Annotated in this window: 15 protein-coding genes; 9 read left to right on the top strand and 6 right to left on the bottom strand. The window is 65.4% G+C overall.

The features are described from left to right. Positions 1–4 precede the first annotated feature (4 nt). The 8 genes from xdhB (at position 5) to QPK27_RS03840 (ending at position 14099) form a co-directional block, all read left to right on the top strand. On the top strand, positions 5–2362 hold the full coding sequence (gene xdhB, locus QPK27_RS03875) for a xanthine dehydrogenase molybdopterin binding subunit (RefSeq protein WP_374047008.1): 2358 nt from the start codon (positions 5–7) through the stop codon (positions 2360–2362). Then, positions 2362–3336 carry a xanthine dehydrogenase accessory protein XdhC gene (xdhC, locus tag QPK27_RS03870; RefSeq protein WP_290416963.1) on the top strand — a complete coding sequence of 325 codons (975 nt, stop codon included), beginning with the start codon at positions 2362–2364 and terminating at the stop codon, positions 3334–3336. Before xdhB ends, xdhC begins: the two co-directional genes overlap by 1 nt. Further along, on the top strand, positions 3336–4646 hold the full coding sequence (guaD, locus tag QPK27_RS03865; RefSeq protein WP_290416884.1) for a guanine deaminase: 1311 nt from the start codon (positions 3336–3338) through the stop codon (positions 4644–4646). The genes xdhC and guaD overlap by 1 nt, the downstream gene beginning before the upstream one ends. A 96-nt stretch (positions 4647–4742) precedes the next feature. After that, entirely contained in the window at positions 4743–6236 is a 1494-nt protein-coding gene (locus tag QPK27_RS03860; protein ID WP_290416883.1) for an adenosine deaminase, read from the top strand. Positions 6237–6747: 511 nt separating this feature from the next. Beyond that, positions 6748–10131: a TonB-dependent receptor gene (locus tag QPK27_RS03855; RefSeq protein ID WP_290416882.1), complete on the top strand. Its 3384-nt coding sequence runs from the start codon at positions 6748–6750 to the stop codon at positions 10129–10131. 212 nt (positions 10132–10343) lie between these two features. Further along, positions 10344–12023, top strand: a complete 1680-nt coding sequence (locus QPK27_RS03850) for a bifunctional UDP-sugar hydrolase/5'-nucleotidase (RefSeq protein WP_290416881.1) — start codon at positions 10344–10346, stop codon at positions 12021–12023. Positions 12024–12048: 25 nt separating this feature from the next. Further along, the gene (locus tag QPK27_RS03845) at positions 12049–13110 is read left to right on the top strand and encodes a S1/P1 nuclease (RefSeq protein ID WP_290416880.1); all 1062 of its coding nucleotides are present in this window, start codon (positions 12049–12051) and stop codon (positions 13108–13110) included. A 113-nt stretch (positions 13111–13223) separates the two neighbouring features. Beyond that, on the top strand, positions 13224–14099 hold the full coding sequence (locus tag QPK27_RS03840; protein WP_290416879.1) for a MipA/OmpV family protein: 876 nt from the start codon (positions 13224–13226) through the stop codon (positions 14097–14099). 64 nt (positions 14100–14163) lie between these two features. Here the strand turns inward: QPK27_RS03840 and QPK27_RS03835 are convergent, their stop codons facing one another. The 6 genes from QPK27_RS03835 to QPK27_RS03810 form a co-directional block, all read right to left on the bottom strand. Further along, a complete protein-coding gene (locus QPK27_RS03835; RefSeq protein WP_290416878.1) occupies positions 14164–15774 on the bottom strand; it encodes a methyl-accepting chemotaxis protein in 1611 nt (536 codons plus the stop codon). Between the two features lie 251 nt (positions 15775–16025). After that, positions 16026–16991: an ABC transporter permease gene (locus tag QPK27_RS03830; protein WP_290416877.1), complete on the bottom strand. Its 966-nt coding sequence runs from the start codon at positions 16989–16991 to the stop codon at positions 16026–16028. A gap of 3 nt (positions 16992–16994) precedes the next feature. After that, on the bottom strand, positions 16995–18086 hold the full coding sequence (locus QPK27_RS03825) for an ABC transporter permease (protein ID WP_290416876.1): 1092 nt from the start codon (positions 18084–18086) through the stop codon (positions 16995–16997). Further along, the gene (locus QPK27_RS03820; RefSeq protein ID WP_290416875.1) at positions 18083–19612 is read right to left on the bottom strand and encodes an ABC transporter ATP-binding protein; all 1530 of its coding nucleotides are present in this window, start codon (positions 19610–19612) and stop codon (positions 18083–18085) included. The genes QPK27_RS03825 and QPK27_RS03820 overlap by 4 nt, the downstream gene beginning before the upstream one ends. A 93-nt stretch (positions 19613–19705) precedes the next feature. Further along, positions 19706–20722 (bottom strand): BMP family protein, encoded by a 1017-nt coding sequence (locus tag QPK27_RS03815; RefSeq protein ID WP_290416874.1) that lies wholly within the window; start codon positions 20720–20722, stop codon positions 19706–19708. A gap of 408 nt (positions 20723–21130) precedes the next feature. After that, positions 21131–22144 carry an alpha/beta hydrolase gene (locus QPK27_RS03810; protein WP_290416873.1) on the bottom strand — a complete coding sequence of 338 codons (1014 nt, stop codon included), beginning with the start codon at positions 22142–22144 and terminating at the stop codon, positions 21131–21133. Positions 22145–22430: 286 nt separating this feature from the next. Here QPK27_RS03810 and QPK27_RS03805 point away from each other — a divergent pair, with 286 nt between their 5' ends. Next, positions 22431–22733 carry a YciI-like protein gene (locus QPK27_RS03805; RefSeq protein ID WP_290416872.1) on the top strand — a complete coding sequence of 101 codons (303 nt, stop codon included), beginning with the start codon at positions 22431–22433 and terminating at the stop codon, positions 22731–22733. The last annotated feature ends 67 nt before the right edge of the window (positions 22734–22800 follow it).

The raw sequence follows: 22800 nt of genomic DNA, 5'->3' as shown, positions 1-22800 counted from the left end.
CCGCATGAACGACGCAGGCATCGCACGCGCAAGGGCAGAGATGGAGATCCCGGTCTCGAACGACTGGGCCGAAGTCGGCCGCGCGCGCAAGCACGAATCGGCCGAGCTGCACGTGCGCGGCCAGGCTACCTATACCGACGACATCGCGGAGCTGGCCGGCACGCTGCACGCCGCCCTCGGCCTGTCGGCGCGCGCGCATGCGCGCATCACCGCCATCGACCTCGACCCCGTACGCGCCGCGCGCGGCGTGGTGGCGGTGCTGCTGGCGTCCGACATCCCTGGCCTGAATGATTGCGGTCCGATCATCCACGACGATCCGATCCTGGCCGACGGCCTGGTCCAGTACGTCGGCCAGCCGGTCTTCATCGTCGTCGCCGACAGCCACGACAACGCGCGCCGCGCCGCGCGCCTGGCGCGGGTCGAGTACGAAGAACTGCCGGCGATCCTGACCCCGCAAGCGGCGCGCGCCGCCGCATCGTACGTGCTGCCGCCGATGCACCTGGCGCGGGGCGACGCCGCCGAGGCTTTCACTCGTGCCGCGCACGTGGTCAAGGGCGAGCTGTCGGTCGGCGGCCAGGAACAGTTCTACCTCGAAGGCCAGATCGCCTACGCCATCCCCGGCGAGGACCGCGGCATGCATGTCTATTGCTCGACCCAGCATCCGAGCGAGATGCAGCACGTGGTGGCGCATGCGCTCGGCCTGCACTCGCACCACGTCACGGTCGAATGCCGGCGCATGGGCGGCGGCTTCGGCGGCAAGGAGTCGCAGTCGGCCCTGTGGGCCTCGGCCGCCGCGATCGCCGCCGTGCGTACGGGCCGCCCGGTCAAGCTGCGCGCCGACCGCGACGACGACATGCTGGTCACGGGAAAACGCCACTGCTTCCACTACCTGTACGAAGTCGGCTACGACGTCGAGGGCCGCATCCTGGCCGCGCGCGTCGACATGGTCACCCGCGCCGGCTTCTCGGCCGACCTGTCCGGCCCGGTCGCGACGCGCGCCGTCTGCCACTTCGACAACGCCTATTACCTGTCCGACGTCGAGATCCGCGCCGCCTGCGGCAAGACCAACACCCAGTCGAACACCGCATTCCGCGGCTTCGGCGGGCCGCAGGGCGCGATCGCGATCGAGTACGTGCTCGACGAGATCGCGCGCAATCTTGGCCGCGACCCGCTCGACATCCGGCGCCTGAATTTCTACGGCACCCAGGAGCGCAACGTCACGCCGTATGGCCAGACCATCGTCGACAACGTGATCGGCAAGCTGGTGGACGAACTGGAAGCGAGCAGCGACTACCGCGCCCGCCGCGCCGCGATCGCCGACTACAACCGCGGCAGCCCGGTGCTGAAAAAAGGCCTGGCGCTCACGCCGCTGAAGTTCGGCATCGCCTTCAACGTCAGCCACCTGAACCAGGCCGGCGCACTGGTGCACGTGTACGTCGACGGCTCGATCCTGGTCAATCACGGCGGCACCGAGATGGGGCAGGGCATCAACACCAAGGTGATGCAGGTGGTGGCGCACGAACTGGGCGTGGAGCTGGCGCGCGTGCGCGCCACCGCCACCAACACCTCGAAAGTGTCGAACACCTCGGCCACCGCCGCCTCCACTGGCGCGGACCTGAACGGCAAGGCGGCGCAGGATGCGGCGCGCACCATCCGCGAACGGCTGGCCAGCTTCGCCGCGCAGCAGTACGGCGGCGCGGCCAATGAGGTGCGCTTCGCGGCCGGCACAGTGTTCGTTGCCGGACTGGCGCTGCCCTTCGAGGAGCTGGTGGCCAAGGCCTACCTGGCGCGGGTGCAGCTGTGGTCGGACGGCTTCTATGCCACGCCCGGTCTGTCCTGGGATGCGAAGACCATGACCGGCCATCCGTTCTCCTACTTTGCCTATGGCGCGGCGGTGTCGGAAGTGGTGGTCGACACGCTTACCGGCGAATTCAAGCTCTTGCGCGTGGACGCGCTGTACGACGCCGGCCGCTCGCTCAATCCGGCGATCGACATCGGCCAGGTCGAGGGCGCCTTCATCCAGGGCATGGGCTGGCTCACCACCGAGGAACTGTGGTGGAACGCGGCCGGTAAACTCATGACGCACGCGCCGTCGACCTACAAGATACCGGGTGTCTCGGACTGTCCGGAGGACTTCCGCGTGCGCCTGTTCGACAACGCCAATGTCGAGGACAGCATCCACCGCTCGAAGGCGGTGGGCGAGCCGCCACTGCTGCTGCCGTTCTCGGTGTTCTTCGCGATCCGCGACGCCATCTCGGCGGTCGGCGAACACAAGATCAATCCGCCGCTGAACGCCCCGGCGACCTGCGAAGCGATCCTGGACGCGGTCTCGTTCGTGGAACAAGCGGTGGCGCGCGCATGATGAACGACTGGCTCAGCGAAGCGGGCGGAGTGCTGGTGACGGTGGCTGCGAGCAAGGGCTCGGTGCCGCGCGAACCGGGCGCCCGGATGCTGGTGCGCGCCGATGGTTTTGACGGCACCATCGGCGGCGGCCACCTGGAGCACCGCGCGCTGGAGATCGCGCGCGCCATGCTGCAGGCCGGCGCCACCCACCGCTTCGAGCGCTTTGCGCTCGGCCCGAGCCTGGGCCAGTGCTGCGGCGGCGTCGCCTGGCTGGCGTTCGAACCCGCCGATGCCGACCAGATGGCCGTGCTGCGCGCGCGCCGCAACGACGATACCTGGCGCGTGGTCGCCCTCGACGGCGTCCACGATTCGGCGCTGTTCGATGCGGCCGGCGCGCGGCTGGCCGGCAGCGCCGACACTCCTGCATTCGGCAACGAGCGCGCCACCCGCGTGACCGAAGGCGAGGGCGGTTGCCGCTGGCTGGTCGATGCCGTGCTGGCCCCGCGCGCCCACCTGATGCTGTTCGGCGCCGGCCACGTCGGCGCCGCCATCGTGCGCGCGCTAAGCGAACTGCCATGCCGCGTCACCTGGGTCGACCAGCGCGACGACCTGTTCCCGCCACAGATCCCGGCCAACGTGACGGTCGAAGCCACCGACACCCCGGAAGCGCTGGTCGACAACGCCGCTCCCGGCACCAGCTTCCTGGTCATGACCCACAGCCACGCGCTCGACCTGCGCCTGTGCCACGCGATCCTGTCGCGCTCGAGCGCCGACTGGTTCGGCCTGATCGGATCCGCCACCAAGCGCAGCCAGTTCGAGGCGCGCCTGCGCGAACGCGGCGTGCCTGAAACGCGGCTTGCTGGTATGGTATGCCCGATCGGCCTGCCCGGCATCGCCGGCAAGGCCCCGGCCGTGATCGCAGCGTCGGTCGCGGCCCAGCTGCTCTCTGTATGGGAAGCAGCCACTCCCGAAGAACAACCGGAATTCCATTGATGTCCACCGCACCATACAACGTGCAAGCCTACCGTGCGAGCTTGCTGCACTTCCGCGCCGATCCGGCGTTCGACGACGGCGCCACGCTGTGGCACGAAGACGGCCTGCTGGTCGTCGAAGACGGCCGCGTAAAAGCCGCCGGCGACTACGCCGCCCTGAGCGGCACGCTGCCGCCCGGCGTCGAACCGCTGGATTACCGCGGCAAGGTGATCGCCCCCGGCTTCATCGACACCCACCTGCATTACCCGCAGACCGACATGATCGCCTCGCCGGCGCCAGGCCTGCTGCCGTGGCTGGAAACGTATACCTTCCCGAGCGAAGGCCGCTTCCACGACGCGCCGCACGCGCGCTCGACCGCCGACTTCTTCCTCGACGAGCTGCTGCGCTGCGGCACCACCACCGCCATGGTGTACTGCACCGTGCATCCGCAATCGGTCGACGAATTCTTCGAGGCCAGCGAAGCGCGCAACCTGCGCATGGTGGCCGGCAAGGTGCTGATGGACCGCCACTGCCCGGATTTCCTGCGCGACCTCGAAGGCGACCTGGGACAGAGCGAAGCCCTGATCGACAAATGGCACAAGCGCGGCCGCGCGCTGTACGCGATCACGCCGCGCTTCGCCCCGACCTCGACCGACGTCCAGCTGCGCCTGACCGGCGAACTGGCGGCGCGCCACCCGGACACCTTCATCCAGACCCACGTCTCGGAAAACCGGGACGAATGCCAGTGGGTCGGTGAGCTGTTCCCGCAGGCGCGCAGCTACCTCGACGTGTACGAACGCTTCGGCCTGATGCGCCCGCGCGCCATGTTCGGCCACTGCATCTGGCTCGATGACGCGGACATGGCGCGCATGGCGGCCACGGGTTCGGCCGCCAGCGTGTGCCCGACCTCGAACCTGTTCCTGGGCAGCGGCCTGTTCGACTTCGAGCGCGCCGACCAGGCCGGGATGCTGCTCTCGCTTGGCACCGACGTCGGCGCCGGCACCTCGTTCTCGATGCTGCAGACCATGAACGAAGCCTATAAAGTGGCGCGCCTGAAGGGCAGCTACCTGCCGGCGCTGCGCATGTTTTATCTCGCCACGCTCGGCGCGGCGCGCGCCATGCGCCTGGACGACACGATCGGCAGCTTCGCCGCCGGCCTGGAAGCGGACTTCGTGGTGCTCGACCCGCAGGCGACGCCGCTGCTGGCGCGCCGGACCGGCCACTGCAACGCTCTGGAAGAACTGCTGTTCGCGCTGGCGCTGCTGGGCGACGACCGCACCGTGGCCGCGACCTATTCGGCCGGCCGCCGGGTGCACGTCCGGGCCGGTTGAGGGCAAGTGGCAAGATTGCAAACGATGAGTGAAGGCGTTACAGTGGCGCGAACGTCCGCCCGCACGAGCGGACGTCATTCATCCAGAAAGCACACCATGCACAAGACCTTGACCGCCGGCGCCTTGCTGGCGCTTGCCGTTGCCGGCGCTCCGGCGGTGGCGAAAGAACCGGCCACCGGCGCCAACGAAGCGAAGACCGCGCGCCACTACGCCGCGCTGATCGCCGGCGACCAGCCGAACCTGGCCGGCCTGACCATGTTCTTCACCCAGATGCCGAAGGGCGGCGACCTGCATCACCACTACTCGGGCGCGATCTATGCCGAGAGCTATGTCGACTTCGTCGACAAGCAGGGCTTCTGCATCGACAAGAACAGCTACCGCATCGAGACCGACAAGGCAGTCATCGCCGCCGAACGCGCCAAGCCGGCCGCGCAGCGCACCTGCCTGTCGGGCGCCGAGGTCAACGCCGACGAAAACACTTGGCGCGAGCTGGTCAAGCGCTGGTCGAACAAGGATTTCTACAACCACTTCTCCGAGCAGATCGCCCCGGACCGCCGCTTCTTCCATACCTTCGGCTACTTCGGCCCGGTCGCCAACGACAACCTGCGCGAAGGCCTGCAAGAGATCAAGACGCGCGCCATCGCCGAGAACGTCGGCTACATCGAAACCATGTTCCTGCTGTCGCCGTTCGTGCCGAACGCCGACTTCGACACCCAGGCGTGGAAGAATGTCGACGACGACAAGGCGCTCGACGCCGCCATGCGCGCCGCCTTCGCCAAACTGGACGCGGACCCGGCCTTCAACAAGACGATCGACGATTTCGTCGCCAATATCGTCAAGGCGTCGGACGGCATCGACGACGAGCGCTTCACCATGCGCTACCAGAACTACGTGCTGCGCCTGCTGAATCCATCGATGGTGTTCTCGTCGATGGTGTCGAGCTTCAAGGCCGCGCAGAAGAACCCGCGCATCGTCGGCGTCAACATCGTCGGCCAGGAAAGCCAGCACGTGCCGATGCGCGACTACCTGCTCCACATGAAGATGTTCCGCTTCATGAAGGCCAAGTATCCGGACGTGAAGGTGGCGATGCACGCCGGCGAACTGGCGCTGGGCGAGGTGCCGCCGGAAGGCCTGAAGTTCCACATCGACCAGGCCGTCAGCGTGGCCGGCGCGCACCGTATCGGCCACGGCCTCGACCTGGCGCATGAAGCCAACGCGCCGGCGATCATGAAGACCATGCGTGACAAGGACATCCCGGTCGAGATCAACCTGACCTCGAACGCCTTCATCAGCGGCGTCGCCGGCGCCAGCCACCCGCTCAACCTGTACCGCCGCTACGGCGTGCCGTACGTGATCTCGACCGACGATGCCGGCGTGACCCGCCATACGCTGAGCCAGGAATACGTGCAGTTCGCCAGCCAGTTCAAGCCAAGCTACGCGGAAGTGAAAAAAACCTCGTACGCCAGTATCCGCTATGCATTCCTCCCCGTCGCGGAAAAGCAACGGCTGACCCGTCAGTTGGATGGACGTTTCGCCGATTTCGAAGCTGCAATGGCCGCTTTGGACGCGCGCGCCGTGCCGGCCAAATAAAGTCTGCGCACCCCGGTCCGGCCCTGCCGGACCGTCTTCCCTGTCATAAATCTTCAGCGACTTTTTGGTAATAAGTTAATTCAAAATTAACTTATGTCGCCTTCTTGCTACAAAAATCTTCGCTTTCCCCTGACTTCAGCCGAATTTTTTGCGAAAAAATTCCAATGAAGCATGCCGCCCATATAATCCCGCCTTGTCATATTCCGGGCTTGAAATGTCAGGATTGTGTCGCGTAAGGACAACACTTGCGCGGTGATTTATATCCAAAACCTCTGAATAAGTAAGGCAAAACGAATTTGTCGGCTTGTTCAAAGGTCATGCATATTGGCGGAATTCCGCTGTAACCCATCACTTCACCGCGTCATTTTGTTGAAACATTGCAACGATACAATCGCAGCCGCTTGTCGGCTGAATCGCCGGCGCACCAGAGCAAAAAATAAGCTGTAAATCGTAGGGGAAGGCGTCCTTTCGGGCGCCCAACAATAACTTGAAGTTCTTTTTGGGGTTATCAATGATCACTCAACAACAGATCCGGCTCACCAAGTTGGCGCTGGCTTTGTCCGTTGCACTGGCGGCTGCGCCGTCGTTTGCACAGAACACCACTTCGGCGATCGGCGGCCGTATTTCGGCATCGAGCGGCGCGCCAGCCGCCGGCGCCCAGGTGACGATCACGCACGTCGAGTCCGGTTCTGTCAGCAATGTCGTCACCGACAACGAAGGCCGTTACGTCGCGCGCGGCCTGCGCGTGGGTGGTCCTTACACGATTACCATCACCAAGGATGGCGTCACCGAAACCCGTGACAACGTCTTCACCGACCTGGCGCAAACCGCCGAAATCGACGCCACCCTGGGCCAGAAGATCCAGACCGTGGCCGTGACCGGCAACGCCGCGCGCGCCGAGGTCTTTTCGCGCAGCGCCATGGGCGCCGGCACCGCGATCAGCAACACCGAACTGCAGACCCAGGCATCGATCCAGCGTAACCTGCAGGATTACGCCCGTATCGACCCGCGCGTGTCGCAGACCGACAAGGACCGCGGCGAAATCTCGGTCGCCGGCCAGAACTCGCGCTACAACTCGATGACCATCGACGGCGTCGCCATCAACGACACCTTCGGCCTGGAATCGAACGGCAGCCCGACCGCACGTCAGCCGATCTCGATCGAAGCGATCCAGTCGGTGCAGGTCAACGTCGCCAACTACGACGTCACCCAGAAGGGCTACACCGGCGCCAACATCAACGCCGTGACCAAGTCGGGCACCAACACCTATCGTGGCGGCGTGTACTACGTGTTCCGCAACGACACCATGTCGGGCGACCGTTACGACCCGATCACCGACACCTACAGCAACCCGCCGAAGTCGAAGGAAACCACCAAGGGTATCTGGGCATCGGGTCCGCTGATCGAGGACAAGCTGTTCATCTACGCCCTGGCCGAAAACTTCGAGAGCTCGCGTTCGAGCCCGGACTTCGGACCGGTCGGCGCCGGCCTCGGCACCACCGTCGGCATTACCCAGTCGGCCATCACCAGCGCCCAGAACATCGCCCGCGATGTGTACGGCATCGACATCGGCGGCGTCGCTGCCGGCGGCTCGCTGCTGACCTCGAAAGAGCGCATGGTCAAGTTTGACTGGAACATCACCGACGAGCACCGCGCCAACCTGCGTTACGCCAAGACCGAACAGGCAGAGCCGTTCTACCCGGGCTACTCGGCCACCGAAGTCGGCCTGTCGTCGAGCTTCTACAACCAGGGCAAGTCGATCGAGACCGTGGTCGGCCAGCTGTTCTCGGACTGGACCCCGAACTTCTCGACCGAGCTGAAATTCTCGACCCGCGACTACGATTCGGTGCCGAGCAACGCCACCCGTACTCCGGCAATGAGCCTGCAGTTCACCGGCGCCCTGCCGGAAGGCGCACCGTCGGGCACCTCGGACCGCGACCGCTTCCTGCGCTTCGGTACCGAGCGTAGCCGTCACAACAACGTGCTGCGCAACAAGACCAAAGACTACTACGCCGGCGCCAACTGGATCCTGGGCGACCACGAAGTGAAGTTCGGTGTCGATCGTACCGAAAACAAGATCTACAACGCCTTCCTGCAAGACGTCTACGGCAACTACACCTTCGGCTGCACGCTGGCGAACTGCGCCACCGCAAGCGCCGCACAGATCGAAGCGTCGGTGCTGGAGAACTTCCGCCTCGGCCGTCCTACCAGCTACAGCGTGCAGCGCGCCGTGCCTGGCGGTTCGCTGGACAACGCCGTTGCCCAGTTCGAACTGAAGAACACTGGCCTGTTCCTGCAGGATACCTGGAGCGTCAACGACCAGCTGACCCTGACCTACGGCGTGCGTTACGACCGTAACGACGTCGGCGGCACGCCGCTGGCCAACGCCGCCGCGGCACGCCCGCTGGTGCCTGGCAATCCGGCAACCAACACCCGCCAGAGCGGCGGCTTCGGTCTGGACAATACCCGCACCATCGACGGCACCGACCTGGTCCAGCCGCGTTTCGGCTTCAACTACCGCTTCGACAAGTCGCCGCGTCCAGCCCAGCTGCGCGGTGGTTTCGGCCTGTTCCAGGGCGCGGCGGCAGCCGTGTGGATGTCGAACCCATTCTCGAACCCGGGCGTGGCCGCACAGACCATCAGCTGCTCGGGTAGCGGCGCGACCCGCTGCCCGACCACTGGCGGCCTGATCAGCTTCAACCCGGATGGCCAGCCGGTCGTCGCCGGCGCCATCCCGGCAGCCAACGTCGACTTCCTGGATCCGGGCCTGCGTCAGCCTTCGATCTGGAAAGCCAACCTGGCGTTCGACACCGAACTGCCATGGTACGGCCTGGTGTTTGGCGCCGAAGCCCTGTACACCAAGAACAAGAACGGCATCTATTACGAGCACCTGAACCTGGGCGCAGCGACCGCCACCGGTAGCGATGGCCGTCAGCTGTTCTGGGACGCCGCCGGCCGCAGCGCCGCCTGCTACAACGTGGCCCGCAACGCCGCGACCCTGGTCAACAACTGCGCGACCAGCAAGGCGCTGAGCAACCGCAGCTACGGCAACGTGCTGGTGGCGCGCGATACCGACAAGGGCGATGCGAAAGTGCTGACCATGTCGCTGTCGAAGCCGCTGACGAAGGGCTTTGGCTGGTCGGTGGCCTACACCTACACCGATTCGACCGAAGTCTCGCCGCTGACCTCGTCGGTGTCGAACTCGAACTTCAACGGCCGTTCGGTGTTCAACCCGAACGAGGAAGTTGCCGCGACCTCGAGCTACGCCATCAAGAACCGTGTGAACGCCTTGATGAACTTCCAGAAGAAGTTCTTCGAGAACTACAACACCCGCCTGGGCGTGTTCTACGAAGGTCGTGAAGGCCGTCCGTACAGCTGGACGATCAACAATGACCTGAACGGCGACGGCCTGGCCGGCAACGACCTGATGTACATCCCGACCGCGTTCGGTTCCGGCGAAGTCGTGTTCGTGGGCGATACCGCGACCAACCGCGCCAACGAGCAGCGTTTCTGGGACGTGGTCAACGCCAACAAGGGCCTGCATGGTTCGGCCGGCGGTGTCGTGAAGCGTAACAACAGCACCTCGGAATGGGTCAACACCTTCGACGTGCGTATCAGCCAGGAAATCCCGGGCATCTTCGCGCGCAACAAGGCAACCTTCACGCTCGACTTCATGAACTTCGGCAACCTGCTGAACAAGAAGTGGGGCCGTACCGAAGAAGTCAGCTTCCAGTCGAACGGTGGCATGGCACGCAGCTTCGTCGACTACGCCGGTGTGGACGAGCAGGGCCGTTACCGCTACGTCGTGCGCAACGACGTCGAGCGTCAAGACCTGAAGCAGTCGAAGGGCGAGTCGCAGTGGGCCATCCAGGCAACCCTGCGTTACGAGTTCTAATCGCTGGACACGCAACATGAGTTGAGCCAGAACGGCCGGTGGAAACACCGGCCGTTTTTTCGTGGCGAATTTGCCCGATCGGTGAGCAAGCCAGTCGCTGTAAGGATTTCCCGCAGTCGCGGCGCATGGGATAATCCCGGCTGCCGAGGTCGCTCGCACTTCGCTTTTCTACCACCGCCACGGTGGTCCGCATTCAATAAAGGTATTTCCCCATGATCGCTTCGCGTCGCGCAACCGCCGGCCTGTCCGCTCTCACCATGGCGCTGCTGCTGTCGGCCTGCGCCAGCACTCCCCAGGCCCCCGTCACCATCAACCTGGTGTCGCTGAACGATTTCCACGGCAACCTCGAGCCGAGCCGCTACACCATGAAAGACGTCGACGGCAAGGAACACGTGCTGCGCGCCGGCGGCGCCGAAGCGGTGGCCGCCGCGCTGCAGGCCTGGCGCAAGGAAGACAAGGACCTGCTGCTGGTCTCGACCGGCGACATCGTCGGCGCCAGCCCGGCGCTGTCCTCGCTGTGGGCCGACGAGCCGACCATCCAGGCCATGAACATGCTGGGCCTGCGCGCGAGCGCGGTCGGCAACCACGAATTCGACGGCGGCCGCAAGGAACTGCTGCGCCAGCAGCACGGCGGCTGCGACTCGTCGCGTCCGGCCAAGGCCTGCAAGTACGCGCCTACCTTCGGCGGCGCCAAATTCACTTACCTGGGCGCGAACGTGATCGACGCCGCCACCGGTAAAACCTTCATCCCGGGCTACACCATCGAAGACGTCAAAGGCATCAAGGTCGGCCTGGTCGGCGTGGTGCTGCGCGACACCCCGAACATGGTGGTCGCCTCCGGCGTCGCTGGCCTGACGTTCGGCGACGAGGCCGACGCCATCAACGCGCTGCTGCCGCAGATGCGCGCCGCCGGCGCCAAGGTGATCGTGGCCCTGGTACACCAGGGCGGACGCACGGTCGAATCGCCACTCAAGACCGATTGCTCGCAGCTGACCGGCGACATCGTCGACGTCACCAAGAAGATCGACCCGTCGGTCAAGCTGGTGCTGACCGGCCACTCGCACCAGGGCTACCTGTGCCAGGTCGACGGCCGCGTCGTGACCCAGGCCGACACTGCCGGCCACCTGCTCACGCGCGTTTCCATGCAGGTCGAGCCGGAGAGCGGCGCGGTGCGCGACCTGAAGGTCAGCAACGTGGTGATGAAGCCGGGTGAATTCCCGGCCGACGAGAAGATGGCCGCGTTCGTGGCCGAAGTGAAGCAGCGCAGCCAGGCGGCACTGGTGCGTCCGGTCGCCAAGGTGGCCAACACGCCGCTGCTGCGCAAGCGCGACGACAACGGCGAGTCGACCATCGGTCGCCTGGTGGCCGATGCGGCGCTGGATTCGACCCGCCACCTGGGCGCGCAAATCGCCTTCATGAACAATGGCGGCGTGCGGCGCGACCTCGAAGCCGGTCCTGACGGCACCGTCAATTTCGGCCAGGCCCAGGCCGTTCTCCCGTTCGGCAACACGATGGTGGTGATGGACCTGACCGGCGCCCAGATCAAGCGCCTGCTGGAGCGCCAGTGGAACCAGCCGCAAGCCACCAGCGACGCCATCATGCACGTGTCGGAAGGCTTCAGCTACGCCTGGGACGCCAAGCGTCCAGTCGGCAGCCGCCTGGTGCCGGGCAGCGTCAGGATCAATGGCAAGGAAGTGCAGGACGGCGCCACCTACCGCATCGCCGCCAACAACTTCCTGGCCGAAGGCAGCGACGGCTATCCTGAATTCGCCCAGGGCACCAACCGCAACGACACCGGCATGATCGACCTGGAAGGCTTTACCGCCTACCTGAAGAAGATCGAAGGGCAGGGCGCGCCGAAGACGACGCCGCGTATCCGCAAGGCCGACTGAGCGTCAGTAAAGATAAGGAATCATCATGAAGAAACTTGCATGCGCGCTGGCCTTGACCGCCGCCTTCGCATCGATGGCGGCGCCGGACGCCGCCGCCTGGGGCCGCGACGGCCACCGCGCCGTGGGCGCCATTGCCGACAAGCTGCTCAAGGGCAGCAATGCGCAGAAAGAGATCGCCAGGCTGCTGCAGCCGGGCGAGACGCTGGAGTCGATCGCCAACTGGGCCGACTGCGTGAAGGGCACTTATTGCGGCCCGCAGACGCAGGAAATGGTCGACTACGTGGCCGGCAATCCGCGCCACAGCGAGTACCACTACACAAACACGCCGTTCCAGCTCGACCACTACCACGAGCACGGCGTGGGCACCAGCGACGTCGACATCGTGCAGACGCTGGAGCAGTGCATCGCCGTCCTGCAAGGTAAAACCGATCCGGCGCTGAACCCGCACAACTTCAGCAAGCGCCAGGCCTTGATTCTCTTGACCCACTTCGCCGGCGACATCCACCAGCCGCTGCACGTCGGTTCGGCTTTTGTGAGCAAGGACGGCAAGTTCGTGGTGCCGAAGAACCGCGCCGAAGTCGACGAGACGCTGGTGTTCGATTCGCGCGGCGGCAACAACCTGCTGCTCGACGACGAGCGCCTGGGCATGCTGTCGTCGAAGCTGATTCCGGCCGGCGAGCCCGTGGCGATCAAGGAAGGCGTGCCCAGGGCGCTGACCAAGCCGTTCCACTCGTACTGGGACAGCACCACGGTGGATTACGCCTTCCGCCGCATCAAGACCCGCACTCCGGAGCAGTTCGCGCAGGTGGCGATCGACAGCCATCCGCACGTCGCCACGCCGAAGGGCGACGTCGCGACCTGGCCGGTGCAGTGGGCCAACGACGGTCTGGTGGCGGCCAAGCTGGCCTACGCCGACGTGACGCCGGGCAAGCTGACGCCGCAGACGGGCAAGAAGGGCGAGACCTATTACACCTTCGCGCTGGAAGTGCCGGACAACTACCCAGTACCGAGCTCGGCGGTGGCAAAGACGCAGCTGATCAAGGGCGGCTACAACCTGGCGGCGATGCTGACGACGATCTGGCCGTGAGCATCGGGCAGGGCGCCGTGACGCGGCGTCCTTGATGCGCGCCCTCGCACGTGCAGGGCGCGCGCGAACTCCGATAGAATCGTGTTCATCTTCCTGAACCGGTTCGAGGTCCCATGTCGCCACCCCTGAAGGCCGTCCTGGCCTGCGCCTGCACACTCCTGTCGCTCCCGGCCGTCGCCCAGTCGGGCGACGAAAGCAGATTGCCCCTGTGGGAATTCGGCGTCGGCGCCTTCGGCGTCACCACCCCGGCCTACCCCGGCGCCGACGACCGCAACGGCCGCGTGCTGGCCTTGCCCTACCTGCTGTACCGCGGCGAAGTGCTGCGCGCCGACCAGAACGGCGTGGGCGCGCGCCTGTTCCGCTCCGAGCGCGCCGAATTCGACATCGGCCTGGCCGGGGCCTTGCCGTCCGACTCCGACGATGTCGACGCGAGACGGGGCATGCCCGACCTGGGCACGCTGTTCGAGTTCGGCCCGCGCCTGAAGATCAAGCTGGCCGACCTCAGCCCCACCAGCCGCCTGCGCGCCGAACTGCCGCTGCGCGCGGTGATCGAGGCCAGGGGCGGCCTGCGGCGCCAGGGCTGGACCTTCGAGCCGAAGCTGGCCTATGAAATGCGCGGCCTGCCGGGCAGGGCCACGGCGCCATGGTCGTTCGAAGCGAATGCCTCGGTGGTGTTCGGCGACAAGCGCCTGAACCGCTACTTCTATGAAGTGGCGCCGCAGTACGCCAGCGCGTCGCGCCCGTCCTACGAGGCCGACGTCGGCCTGGTGCTGGCGCGCGTGGGCCTGTTCGCCACGCGCCAGATGAATCCGGATGTGCGCGTGTTCGGCTTCGTGCGCTATGAGTCCTACGCTGGCAGCGCCAACAACGACAGCCCGCTGCACCTGAAGAACAGCGGCGCCTCGGCCGGCATCGGCTTCGCCTGGACGCTGGCCCGCTCCAGCCGCCGCGCCGCCGTCTACGAACCGATAGATCCGGTCACGCCATAAAAAACGCCGGGAAATCCCGGCGTTCGTTCGACAGCAAGGCGGCCATGCGCCGCCCGGATCAACCTTACGCGGTCAGCGCCGGACGCGCAGTGTTGCGCAGCGCCGGACGGCCGCCGTGCGCCTGCGCGGCTTCGAAGCGGAAGGTCGACACCAGCGCCGCCAGCGCGTCGGCCTGCTCGCGCATCGCGCTCGAGGCGGCCGCCGCTTCTTCCACCAGCGCCGCGTTCTGCTGCGTCACCTGGTCCATCTGCGCGATCGCGCCATTGACCTGCTCGATGCCGGCCGACTGCTCCTGGCTGGCCATCGCGATGTCGGACATGATGGTGGTCACGCGGTTGATGCTGTCCACGATTTCCTGCATGGTGGTGCCGGCGTCCGACACCAGGCGGCTGCCTTCCTCGACCTTGCCGGTCGAGTCGCCGATCAGGGTCTTGATTTCCTTGGCGGCGGCGGCCGAGCGCTGCGCCAGGTTGCGCACTTCCGAGGCCACCACGGCGAAGCCGCGGCCCTGTTCGCCGGCGCGCGCCGCTTCCACCGCGGCGTTCAGCGCCAGGATATTGGTCTGGAACGCGATGCCGTCGATGACGCCGGTGATGTCGGCGATCTTCTTCGACGAATCGGCGATCGCATTCATGGTGTTGACCACGCGGCCGACGGTCTCGCCGCCGCGGCCGGCCACCTGCGAGGCGACCTGGGCCAGCCCGTTGGCTTCACGCGCATTCTCGGCGTTCTGGCGCACGGTCGAGGTCAGTTCTTCCATCGACGACGCGGTTTCTTCCAGCGCGCTGGCCTGCTGTTCGGTGCGGACCGACAGTTCCAGGTTGCCGGCCGAGATCTGGCTGGCCGCTTCGCCAATGGTCTCGGTGCCGGTGCGCACCTGGCCGACGATGCTGACCAGGTTGTCGTTCATGTCGCGCAGCGCAGCCATCAGGGCGCCGGTTTCGTTGCTGCCCTGCGCCACGATGCGGCTGGTCAGGTCGCCCTGGGCCACGGTCTGGGCCACGGCCACCGCTTCGGTCAGCGGCGCGCTGATGCGGCGGCTGATCCACCAGGCGAAGCCGGCGCCGGCCAGCAGGGCGATCACGGTCAGGGTGGTCTGCAGCATCAGGTTGGTCTGGAAGCCGGCGTCGATCTCTTCGGCGTCCTTGTTCACCACGTCCTGCTGGTACTTGACGATCGCGCCCAGCGAATCGACATAGGCGCGCACGCGCGGCAACATGTCGGTGTCCAGGAATTTGCGCACCGCTTCGGTTTCGCCGGCGGCCTTTTGCGCCATCACGGCCTTGCGCGCGGCGCGGTAGCCTTCGCGCTGCGCGTCGACCTGTTCGAACAGGGCCGAAGCGGCAGGGTCGGTCGACAGGCTTTCCTTGAGTTCCTTTTGCAGCACGTCGGAACGCTTGGACGACGTGGCGATCGCATCGGTGAAGAATTTTTCGTCGTTGGCGTCGGCCATCTTGATCGCGGCCAGGGTGCGCGCGGCGTTGGTTTCGATGATCGCCTGCCATTCCTGCAGCATGGCCAGGCGCTGCATGCTTTCGCCGGTCAGGCGGTCGGTCCTGGTCTCGGCGTTCTTCATCTGGACCAGGCCGGTGCCGACCAGCAGCAGCATGAGGGCCAGGATGGCGGCGAAACCGCCGAACAGGAGAGTGCGGATCTTGAGATTCTGAAGTTGCATGGTGTCGTCTAAGAAGTGCAGGCCGGCCGGATGGTGCAGCGTTTGCCGAATTGCCGCGTGGAAATTGGTGATTTTCTCAGATGAATCACCAAAAAGTGCCGTTTTTTGTGTTTTTGCTACGGCAATATTTGAACTTTTGTGGCGCAGGATCGACGTTCAGGGCGCCGGGAGCGGAGGAAGCAGGGCAGAGAGGGGGGAACGCTTCCTGCCCGCGGGCGCGGGCAGGACGGTATAGCGAGACAACGACGCGCTTAGCGCGACTTGACGAACGGCTTGCCGAGCGCTTTCGGCGCCACCGATTTGGCCATCAGGCCGGCCAGCACGATCACGGTCACGACGTACGGGATCATCTGGATCAGCGACCCCGGGATGCGGCCCACCACCGGCAGGTCGACGCCTTCGATCTGGATCTGCACCGCCGAGAAGAAGCCGAACATCATGCAGCCCAGCGCCGTGTACAGCGGACGCCAGTTGCCGAACACCAGCGCCGTCAAGGCCAGGTAGCCGGCGCCGGCTGACATGTCGCGCAAGAAGAAGCCGCTCTGCACGATCGACAGGTAGGCGCCCGAGAACGAGCACAGCACGCCGGCGATGATCATCGCCGTGTAGCGGGTGCGCTGGACCGGGATGCCGGCGGCGTCGGCCGCGTGCGGGTTCTCGCCGCAGGCGCGCAGGCGCAGGCCGAAGCGGGTGTGGTACAGGGTCCAGTGCACGACCGGGATCAGCAAAAAGGCAAAGTAGACCAGCGCCGAATGGCCGCCGATCACGTGGCCGTAGAACCAGCCCAGGCCCGGCACGCCGGCCACCAGTTCGGTCCCCGGCAGCACGATGTCGGTCAGGCGCGCCTCGCCCAGGTCGGGCGTGCGGCCGCCCTGCTGGAAGAAGTACTGCGCCACCACGAAGGTCAGGCCGCTCATGGCGATGTTGATGGCGATGCCGGCCACCAGCTGGTTGCCCTTCTGGGTGATCGAGACGAAAGCCTGCACCAGTGCCAGGGCCATCGAGGCCAGGATGCCGGCGGCGATGCCCAGCCACGGGTCTTGATAGGTATACGCGACGCCGGCCGAGACGAAGGCCGAGGCCAGGATCTTGCCCTCGAGGCCGATGTCGACCACGCCGCTGCGCTCGGCAAACAGGCCGGCCATGGCCGCGAAGATCAGCACCGGCGCATTGCGGATGGTGGAGACGACGATGCTGGCGAACTGGAAGTCTTCCATGGCTTAACCCTTGTTGCTACGTGTTGCGTTGATCATTTTCAGGACTGCCGGGCCATACATGTTTTCCATGGCGCCGCAGAACAGGATGATCAGGCCCTGGATGAAGACGATGGTTTCTTGCGGGATGTTCGGCTTTTCCAGCGACAGATCGAAGCCGCCCTGGATCAGGGCGCCGAACAGCACCGCCGACAGCAGGATGCCGATCGGATTCTGGCGCCCCATCAGGGCGATCGCGATGCCGATGAAGCCGGCGCCGGCCGGGAAGTTCAGGCTCAGGTAGTGGGTCGAGCCGAGGATCGAGTTCACCGCTGCCAGGCCGGCCAGGGCGCCCGAGATCAGCATCGCCACGATGATGGTGCGGCTGATGCGCACGCCCGCGTAGTGGGCGGCGTGGGCGTTCAGGCCCGTGGCCTGCAGCTTGTAGCCCCAGCTCGAGCGCGACACCACCACGCCGTAGATGGCCAGCGCCACCAGGGCCAGGAGGAAGGAAATGTTCAGCGGCGTGTCGCCCAGCGCCGGGAACCAGTTGTACAGGGTCGGCATCATGGCCGCTTCGCTGAAGGTGCGGCTGGCCGGGTTCTGGTCGCCTTCCGGAATCAGGTACTTGACGATGATGAAGTTCATCAGGCCGGCGGCGATGAAGTTGAACATGATGGTGGTGACCACCACGTGGCTGCCGCGCTTGGCCTGCAGGTAGCCGGGCAGGAAGGCCCAGCCGGCGCCGAACACGGCGGACGCGACGATCGCCAGCGGGATCAGCAGCCACGGCGACAGCGTCGCATCGAAACTCAGCATGGCCAGGGTCAGGCCCAGGCCGCCCAGGTACATCTGGCCTTCGGCGCCGATGTTGAACAGGCCGGCCTTCATCGCGATCGACACGGCCAGGCCGGTGAACACAAACGTCGAGGCGTAGAACAGCGTGTAGCTCAGGCCTTCCGGATTGAGCACGGCGCTGTTGACCAGGATCTGCAGCGACTCGACCGGGCTTTCGCCCAGCAGGTGGATCACCAGGGCCGCGACCAGGAGCGCGGACAGCAGGTTCAGGACCGGCAGGACGAAGCCCGAGGCCCAGCGTGGGAGTTCAGTGGTTTTCATGATTTGTGCATCCCGCCCATCAAGAGGCCGATGCGGGTGGTGTCGAATTCGTCAATATTCAGCTCGCCGGTGACGCGGCCGCCCGACATCACGACGATGCGGTCGGCCAGGGCGCGCACTTCTTCCAGCTCGGTCGACACCAGCAGGATCGCCACGCCTTCGTCGCGCAGGCGCAGCAGCTGGGTGTGGATGCTTTCGATGGTGCCGATGTCGACGCCGCGGGTCGGCTGGCCGACCAGCATCAGCTTCGGTGCGGCCGAGACTTCGCGCGCGATCACGACCTTCTGCTGGTTGCCGCCGGACAGCAAACCGATGCGCACGTTGGGGTCTTTCGGACGGACGTCGAATTCTTCCAGCAAGTGGGCGCAGCGCGCGGCGATGGCCTTGAAGTCGAACAGGCCGGCGCCGTTGGTGACGCGGTCCTGGTAGCCGAACACGGTGTTCTGCATCACCGAGAAATCCTTGATCACGCCGTCGCGCAGGCGGTCTTCCGGCACGTGGCCGATGCCGAGATTGCGGAAGGTGGCGGGCAGGCCGTCGGCGTTCAAGCGGCCGGCGAAGGGCAGGGGCTTGCCCTCCATCGTCACCGTGCCGGAGGTCGGCAGGCGCATGCCGGACAGGATTTCCATCAGTTCGCTCTGGCCGTTGCCGGAGACGCCGGCAATGGCGACGATCTCGCCCGCGCGCACGTTCAGTGCGATGTCGGCCAGCAGCTGGACGCCGTTGGCATCTTTCAGCTGCAGGTTTTCCACGGCCAGCACCGACGCACCCGGCGAGTAGGGCTTGCGCGGCAGGTTGCCCTCGATCGGACGGCCGACCATCATATTGGCCAGCTGCTCCTTCGAGGTATCGGCGGTGGCGACGGCGCCGGCCACGCGGCCCGCGCGCATCACGGTCACCTGGTCGGTGATCTCCATGATCTCGCCCAGCTTGTGGGTGATCAGGATGATGGTCTTGCCCTGTTCCTTGAACAGGCGCAGGATGTCGAACAGCGACGCGATCTCTTGCGTGGTGAGCACGGCGGTCGGCTCGTCCAGGATCAGGATCTCGGCGCTGCGGTAGATCTGTTTCAGGATTTCAACGCGCTGCTGGGCGCCGACCGACAGGTCGGAAATGACGGCCAGCGGATCGACGTCGAGGTGGTAGCGGGTGCAGATCTCGCGCAGCTTGGCTTCGGTCTCGGCGCGCTTTTTCGACAGCTTGAAGCCACCCTCGGTGCCCAGCATCACGTTGTCGAGCACGGTCATGTTCTCGACCAGCATGAAGTGCTGGTGGACCATGCCGATGCCGAGGCCGATCGCTTCCTGGCTGGAGCGGATTTTTTGCTCGGCGCCATTGATGACGAGCTGGCCACTGTCGGCGTGGTAATAGCCGTACAGAATGCTCATCAGGGTGGATTTGCCGGCGCCATTTTCGCCGATCACGCCATGGATCGAGCCCTTGGCGATCGAGAAGCTGACGTCGGCGTTCGCCTGCACCGGCCCGAAGGCCTTGCTAATGTTGCGAAATTCTACGGCTGGCTGCATTGCGGTCTGTCGTAATGTGGAGGTTGCATCATTCAAAAGCGCGCCGGACCGGAGCAACCGGTGCGGCGCGCTTCGTCATGGGATGTTAAAAGATCAGACCGGGCAGCTGCTGCCGGCGCGGTAGTCGATCACCTTGATCTTGCCGTTGATGATATCGTTGCGCACGCCCATCACGCGCTTTTCGATGTCCGGCGTGACGACCTTGCGGTTGTCCTTGTCCAGCACCCAGTCGACGCCGCCTTCTTTCAGGCCTTTATAGGTGACGCCGCCTTTCCAGGTGCCGTTCTGCACCGACTTGAACGAATCGTAGATCGCCACGTCGACGCGCTTGACCATCGAGGTCAGCATCGTGCCCGGGTGCAGGTAGTTCTGGTTCGAATCGACGCCGATCGCCAGCTTGCCTTTCTCTTTGGCCATCTGCAGCGCGCCCATGCCGCTGCCGCCGGCCACCGCGAACACCACGTCGACGCCGCGGTCGAACTGGGCACGCGCCAGTTCGCCACCCTTGGCCGGGTCGTTCCAGGCGGCGGCGGTGGTGCCGACCATGTTCTGGACGATCTCGGCCTTCGGCGCGGTGGCCTTGATGCCTTGCGCGTAACCGCAGGCGAAGGCGCGGATCAGCGGAATGTCCATGCCGCCGACGAAGCCCAGCTTCTTGGTCTTGGACGCCATCGCGGCGGCGGTGCCGACCAGGTAGGAGCCTTCCTGTTCCTTGAACATCACCGAATTGACGTTGGCGCCTTGGGCGATGCTGTCGATCAGCACGAAGCGCACGTTCGGGAATTCCTTGGCAACTTTTTGCACGGCCTGGGTCTGCGAGAAGCCGATCGCCGCGATCAGGTCGATCTTCTTGCGCGCCAGGCCACGCATCACCTGTTCGGCCTGGGTATCGCTGTTGGCCTGCACTTCCAGCACCTTGACGCCGGTTTCCTTGGTGAAGCGCTGCAGGCCTTCGTAGGCCGACTGGTTGAACGACTTGTCGAACTTGCCGCCAGCATCGTAGACCACGCCCAGCTTGGGCGCGGCGATCGGACCTGCTGCCGGCGCCGACATCGCACTGCCGGCGACGCACAGCGCCGCAATGGTCACGCTGAGTTGCTTGAATTTCATGTATGAGCTCCTGGAATAGCGATATTGTACCCGCCACGCGGCTGGCGATGGGATGGGCTGCACCTGCTGCACCTGCTGCGACAGCGCGCGACGGCAAGGCAGGCTGCTGCACCGGGCTGCACCGCGCTGCGCGATTGTGTCAGCCCAAGGGACCGCTGGGGGTTACGATTTGTATCTGGCGACCAATTCTTTCGGCGGAAACAAGCCCATGTCGCATGTCAGCAACAAGGCTTCCGGCGAACCTACGGGGCACTGGGCGACCGGCGCGCCTGTTTTCAAGGCGAACACGGGTTATCACAGCGCAAGCTGTCAAATATGCATCAATCTACAAGTTGATGACAAATACGATTTTACTTGCCAATTTATTCGATGGAAATATAACTGCTGACAACTTTTGCAATTATTTTGTCAGGCGGAGGCTTTTTCGGGCAGGTTAGGGGCGGGGAGGATCGGACCGTTGGCTGCAGGCGGGGTATCGGTGACGGTGATCGGCACGGCGCTGGCCGCCGCGATTGCGGGCTCTTCGGTCAATACGGTGGCCGGTGCGGCAGCGGCGGCATCAGCGGCCGCGGCGATCGCCGGCTCGACCGGCTGGGCGAACTGGCGGGTGAGGAAGCCGGCGATCATGTCCTGGGTGCTGTCCAGGTAAGGGATGTTCATGTGGTCCGACTCGGGGACGGTATCGTCCGCCACCAGCCGGCCCAGCTTGGCCACCAGCAGGTCGGTATTCGCGTGCGGCACCACGTCGTCGCTGGCGGCGCGCAGCACGTAGGTCGGCGCCTTGAGAGCAGGAGCGTGCTTGATCGACTCGAAGCGGTGGCGCAGCATGTACTCGATCGGCATCACGCGGAAGCGCCGCTTGGCGATCGCCAGGATCGAATCGTAGGGCGTGATCAGGACCACCGAATGGGCCGGGCGCTCCTTGGCCACCTGTACCGCGACGCCGGAGCCCAGGCTGCGGCCGACCACCGCGATGCGGCGCGCATCGACCTGGCCGCGCGTGGCCAGCCAGTCGAACAGCAGGCAGCCGTCCTCGATCATGTGGATCTCGGCCGGGATGCCTTGCGACTCGCCGTAGCCGCGGTAGTTCATCGCCAGCACGGTCATGTTGGGGAACAGCTTGCCGGCATCGCGCACCACCCACGAGACTTCTTCGGAACGGCCGCCGAAATACAGCACGGCGGGACGTGGGCCGGGAATGGTCGGCGTCATCAGCCAGCCGCACAGGCGGGTGCCGTCCTTGGCGCGCAGCACCACCGGGCGGGTGCGGTGGCCGCTCGAGCGTGGACTCTTGACCTCGCGTTCCAGCGTCGGGTTGAACACCAGGCGGCGCTGGTTGGCCGCGACGGCAGCCGTCAGCCCCAGCCAGAGCATGCTGGCAAATCCGGTGATCCCTGCCGCCATTTTCTTCGAGGTGTCCATGGAAGTAGTCTACGCCTGCTCAGCAGTTTTGTTGTGTGCGGCATGTATCACTGCCGGATCGGCGATGCGTGGTGGGTAAAAAGTTGTTTTAATCCAACATTTTAGGTGCGCGGAACGGTGGTGGTCGGGCGGGGATTCAAGTTCCTCCGCAGCACCCGAACGGGCGAACGGACTGCACCAGCGCACCCCCACGATTGCCCAACGCAAGCAGACGGCATACTCCGTCCCAATTCCAGTACCATCCACACAACCCCGGCCCCGATCGCCGCCACCTTTGGAGACTCCAGTGCACTTCCTGCTGATGTACGACCTCGCCCCCGACTACCTCGAACGCCGCGGCGAGTTCCGCGACGCCCACCTGAAACTGGCCTGGGAAGCGCAGGAACGCGGCGAGCTGATCCTGGCAGGCGCGGTGGCCGACCCCGCCGACCAGGCGGTGCTGGTGTTCCAGGCCGACAGCGCCGAAACCGTGCAGCTGTTTGCCGCCCGGGATCCCTACGTCACCCACGGCCTGGTGCGCGCCTTCCACGTGCGTCCATGGAACACGGTGGTGGGCGACCTCGCCACCAACCCGGTCCGCCCGGACTGAAAAACCGCCCCAGGGCGTCCGTGAACATGCGGTAAGATTGCCCGGCTTACATAACCAGCCGGAGAGT

This window comes from Massilia sp. YIM B02443, from assembly GCF_030411955.1.
Lineage (GTDB): Bacteria > Pseudomonadota > Gammaproteobacteria > Burkholderiales > Burkholderiaceae_D > Telluria.
The sequence above is the reverse complement of the archived record's forward strand: the minus strand, read 5'-3'. Positions and strand labels throughout refer to the sequence as shown.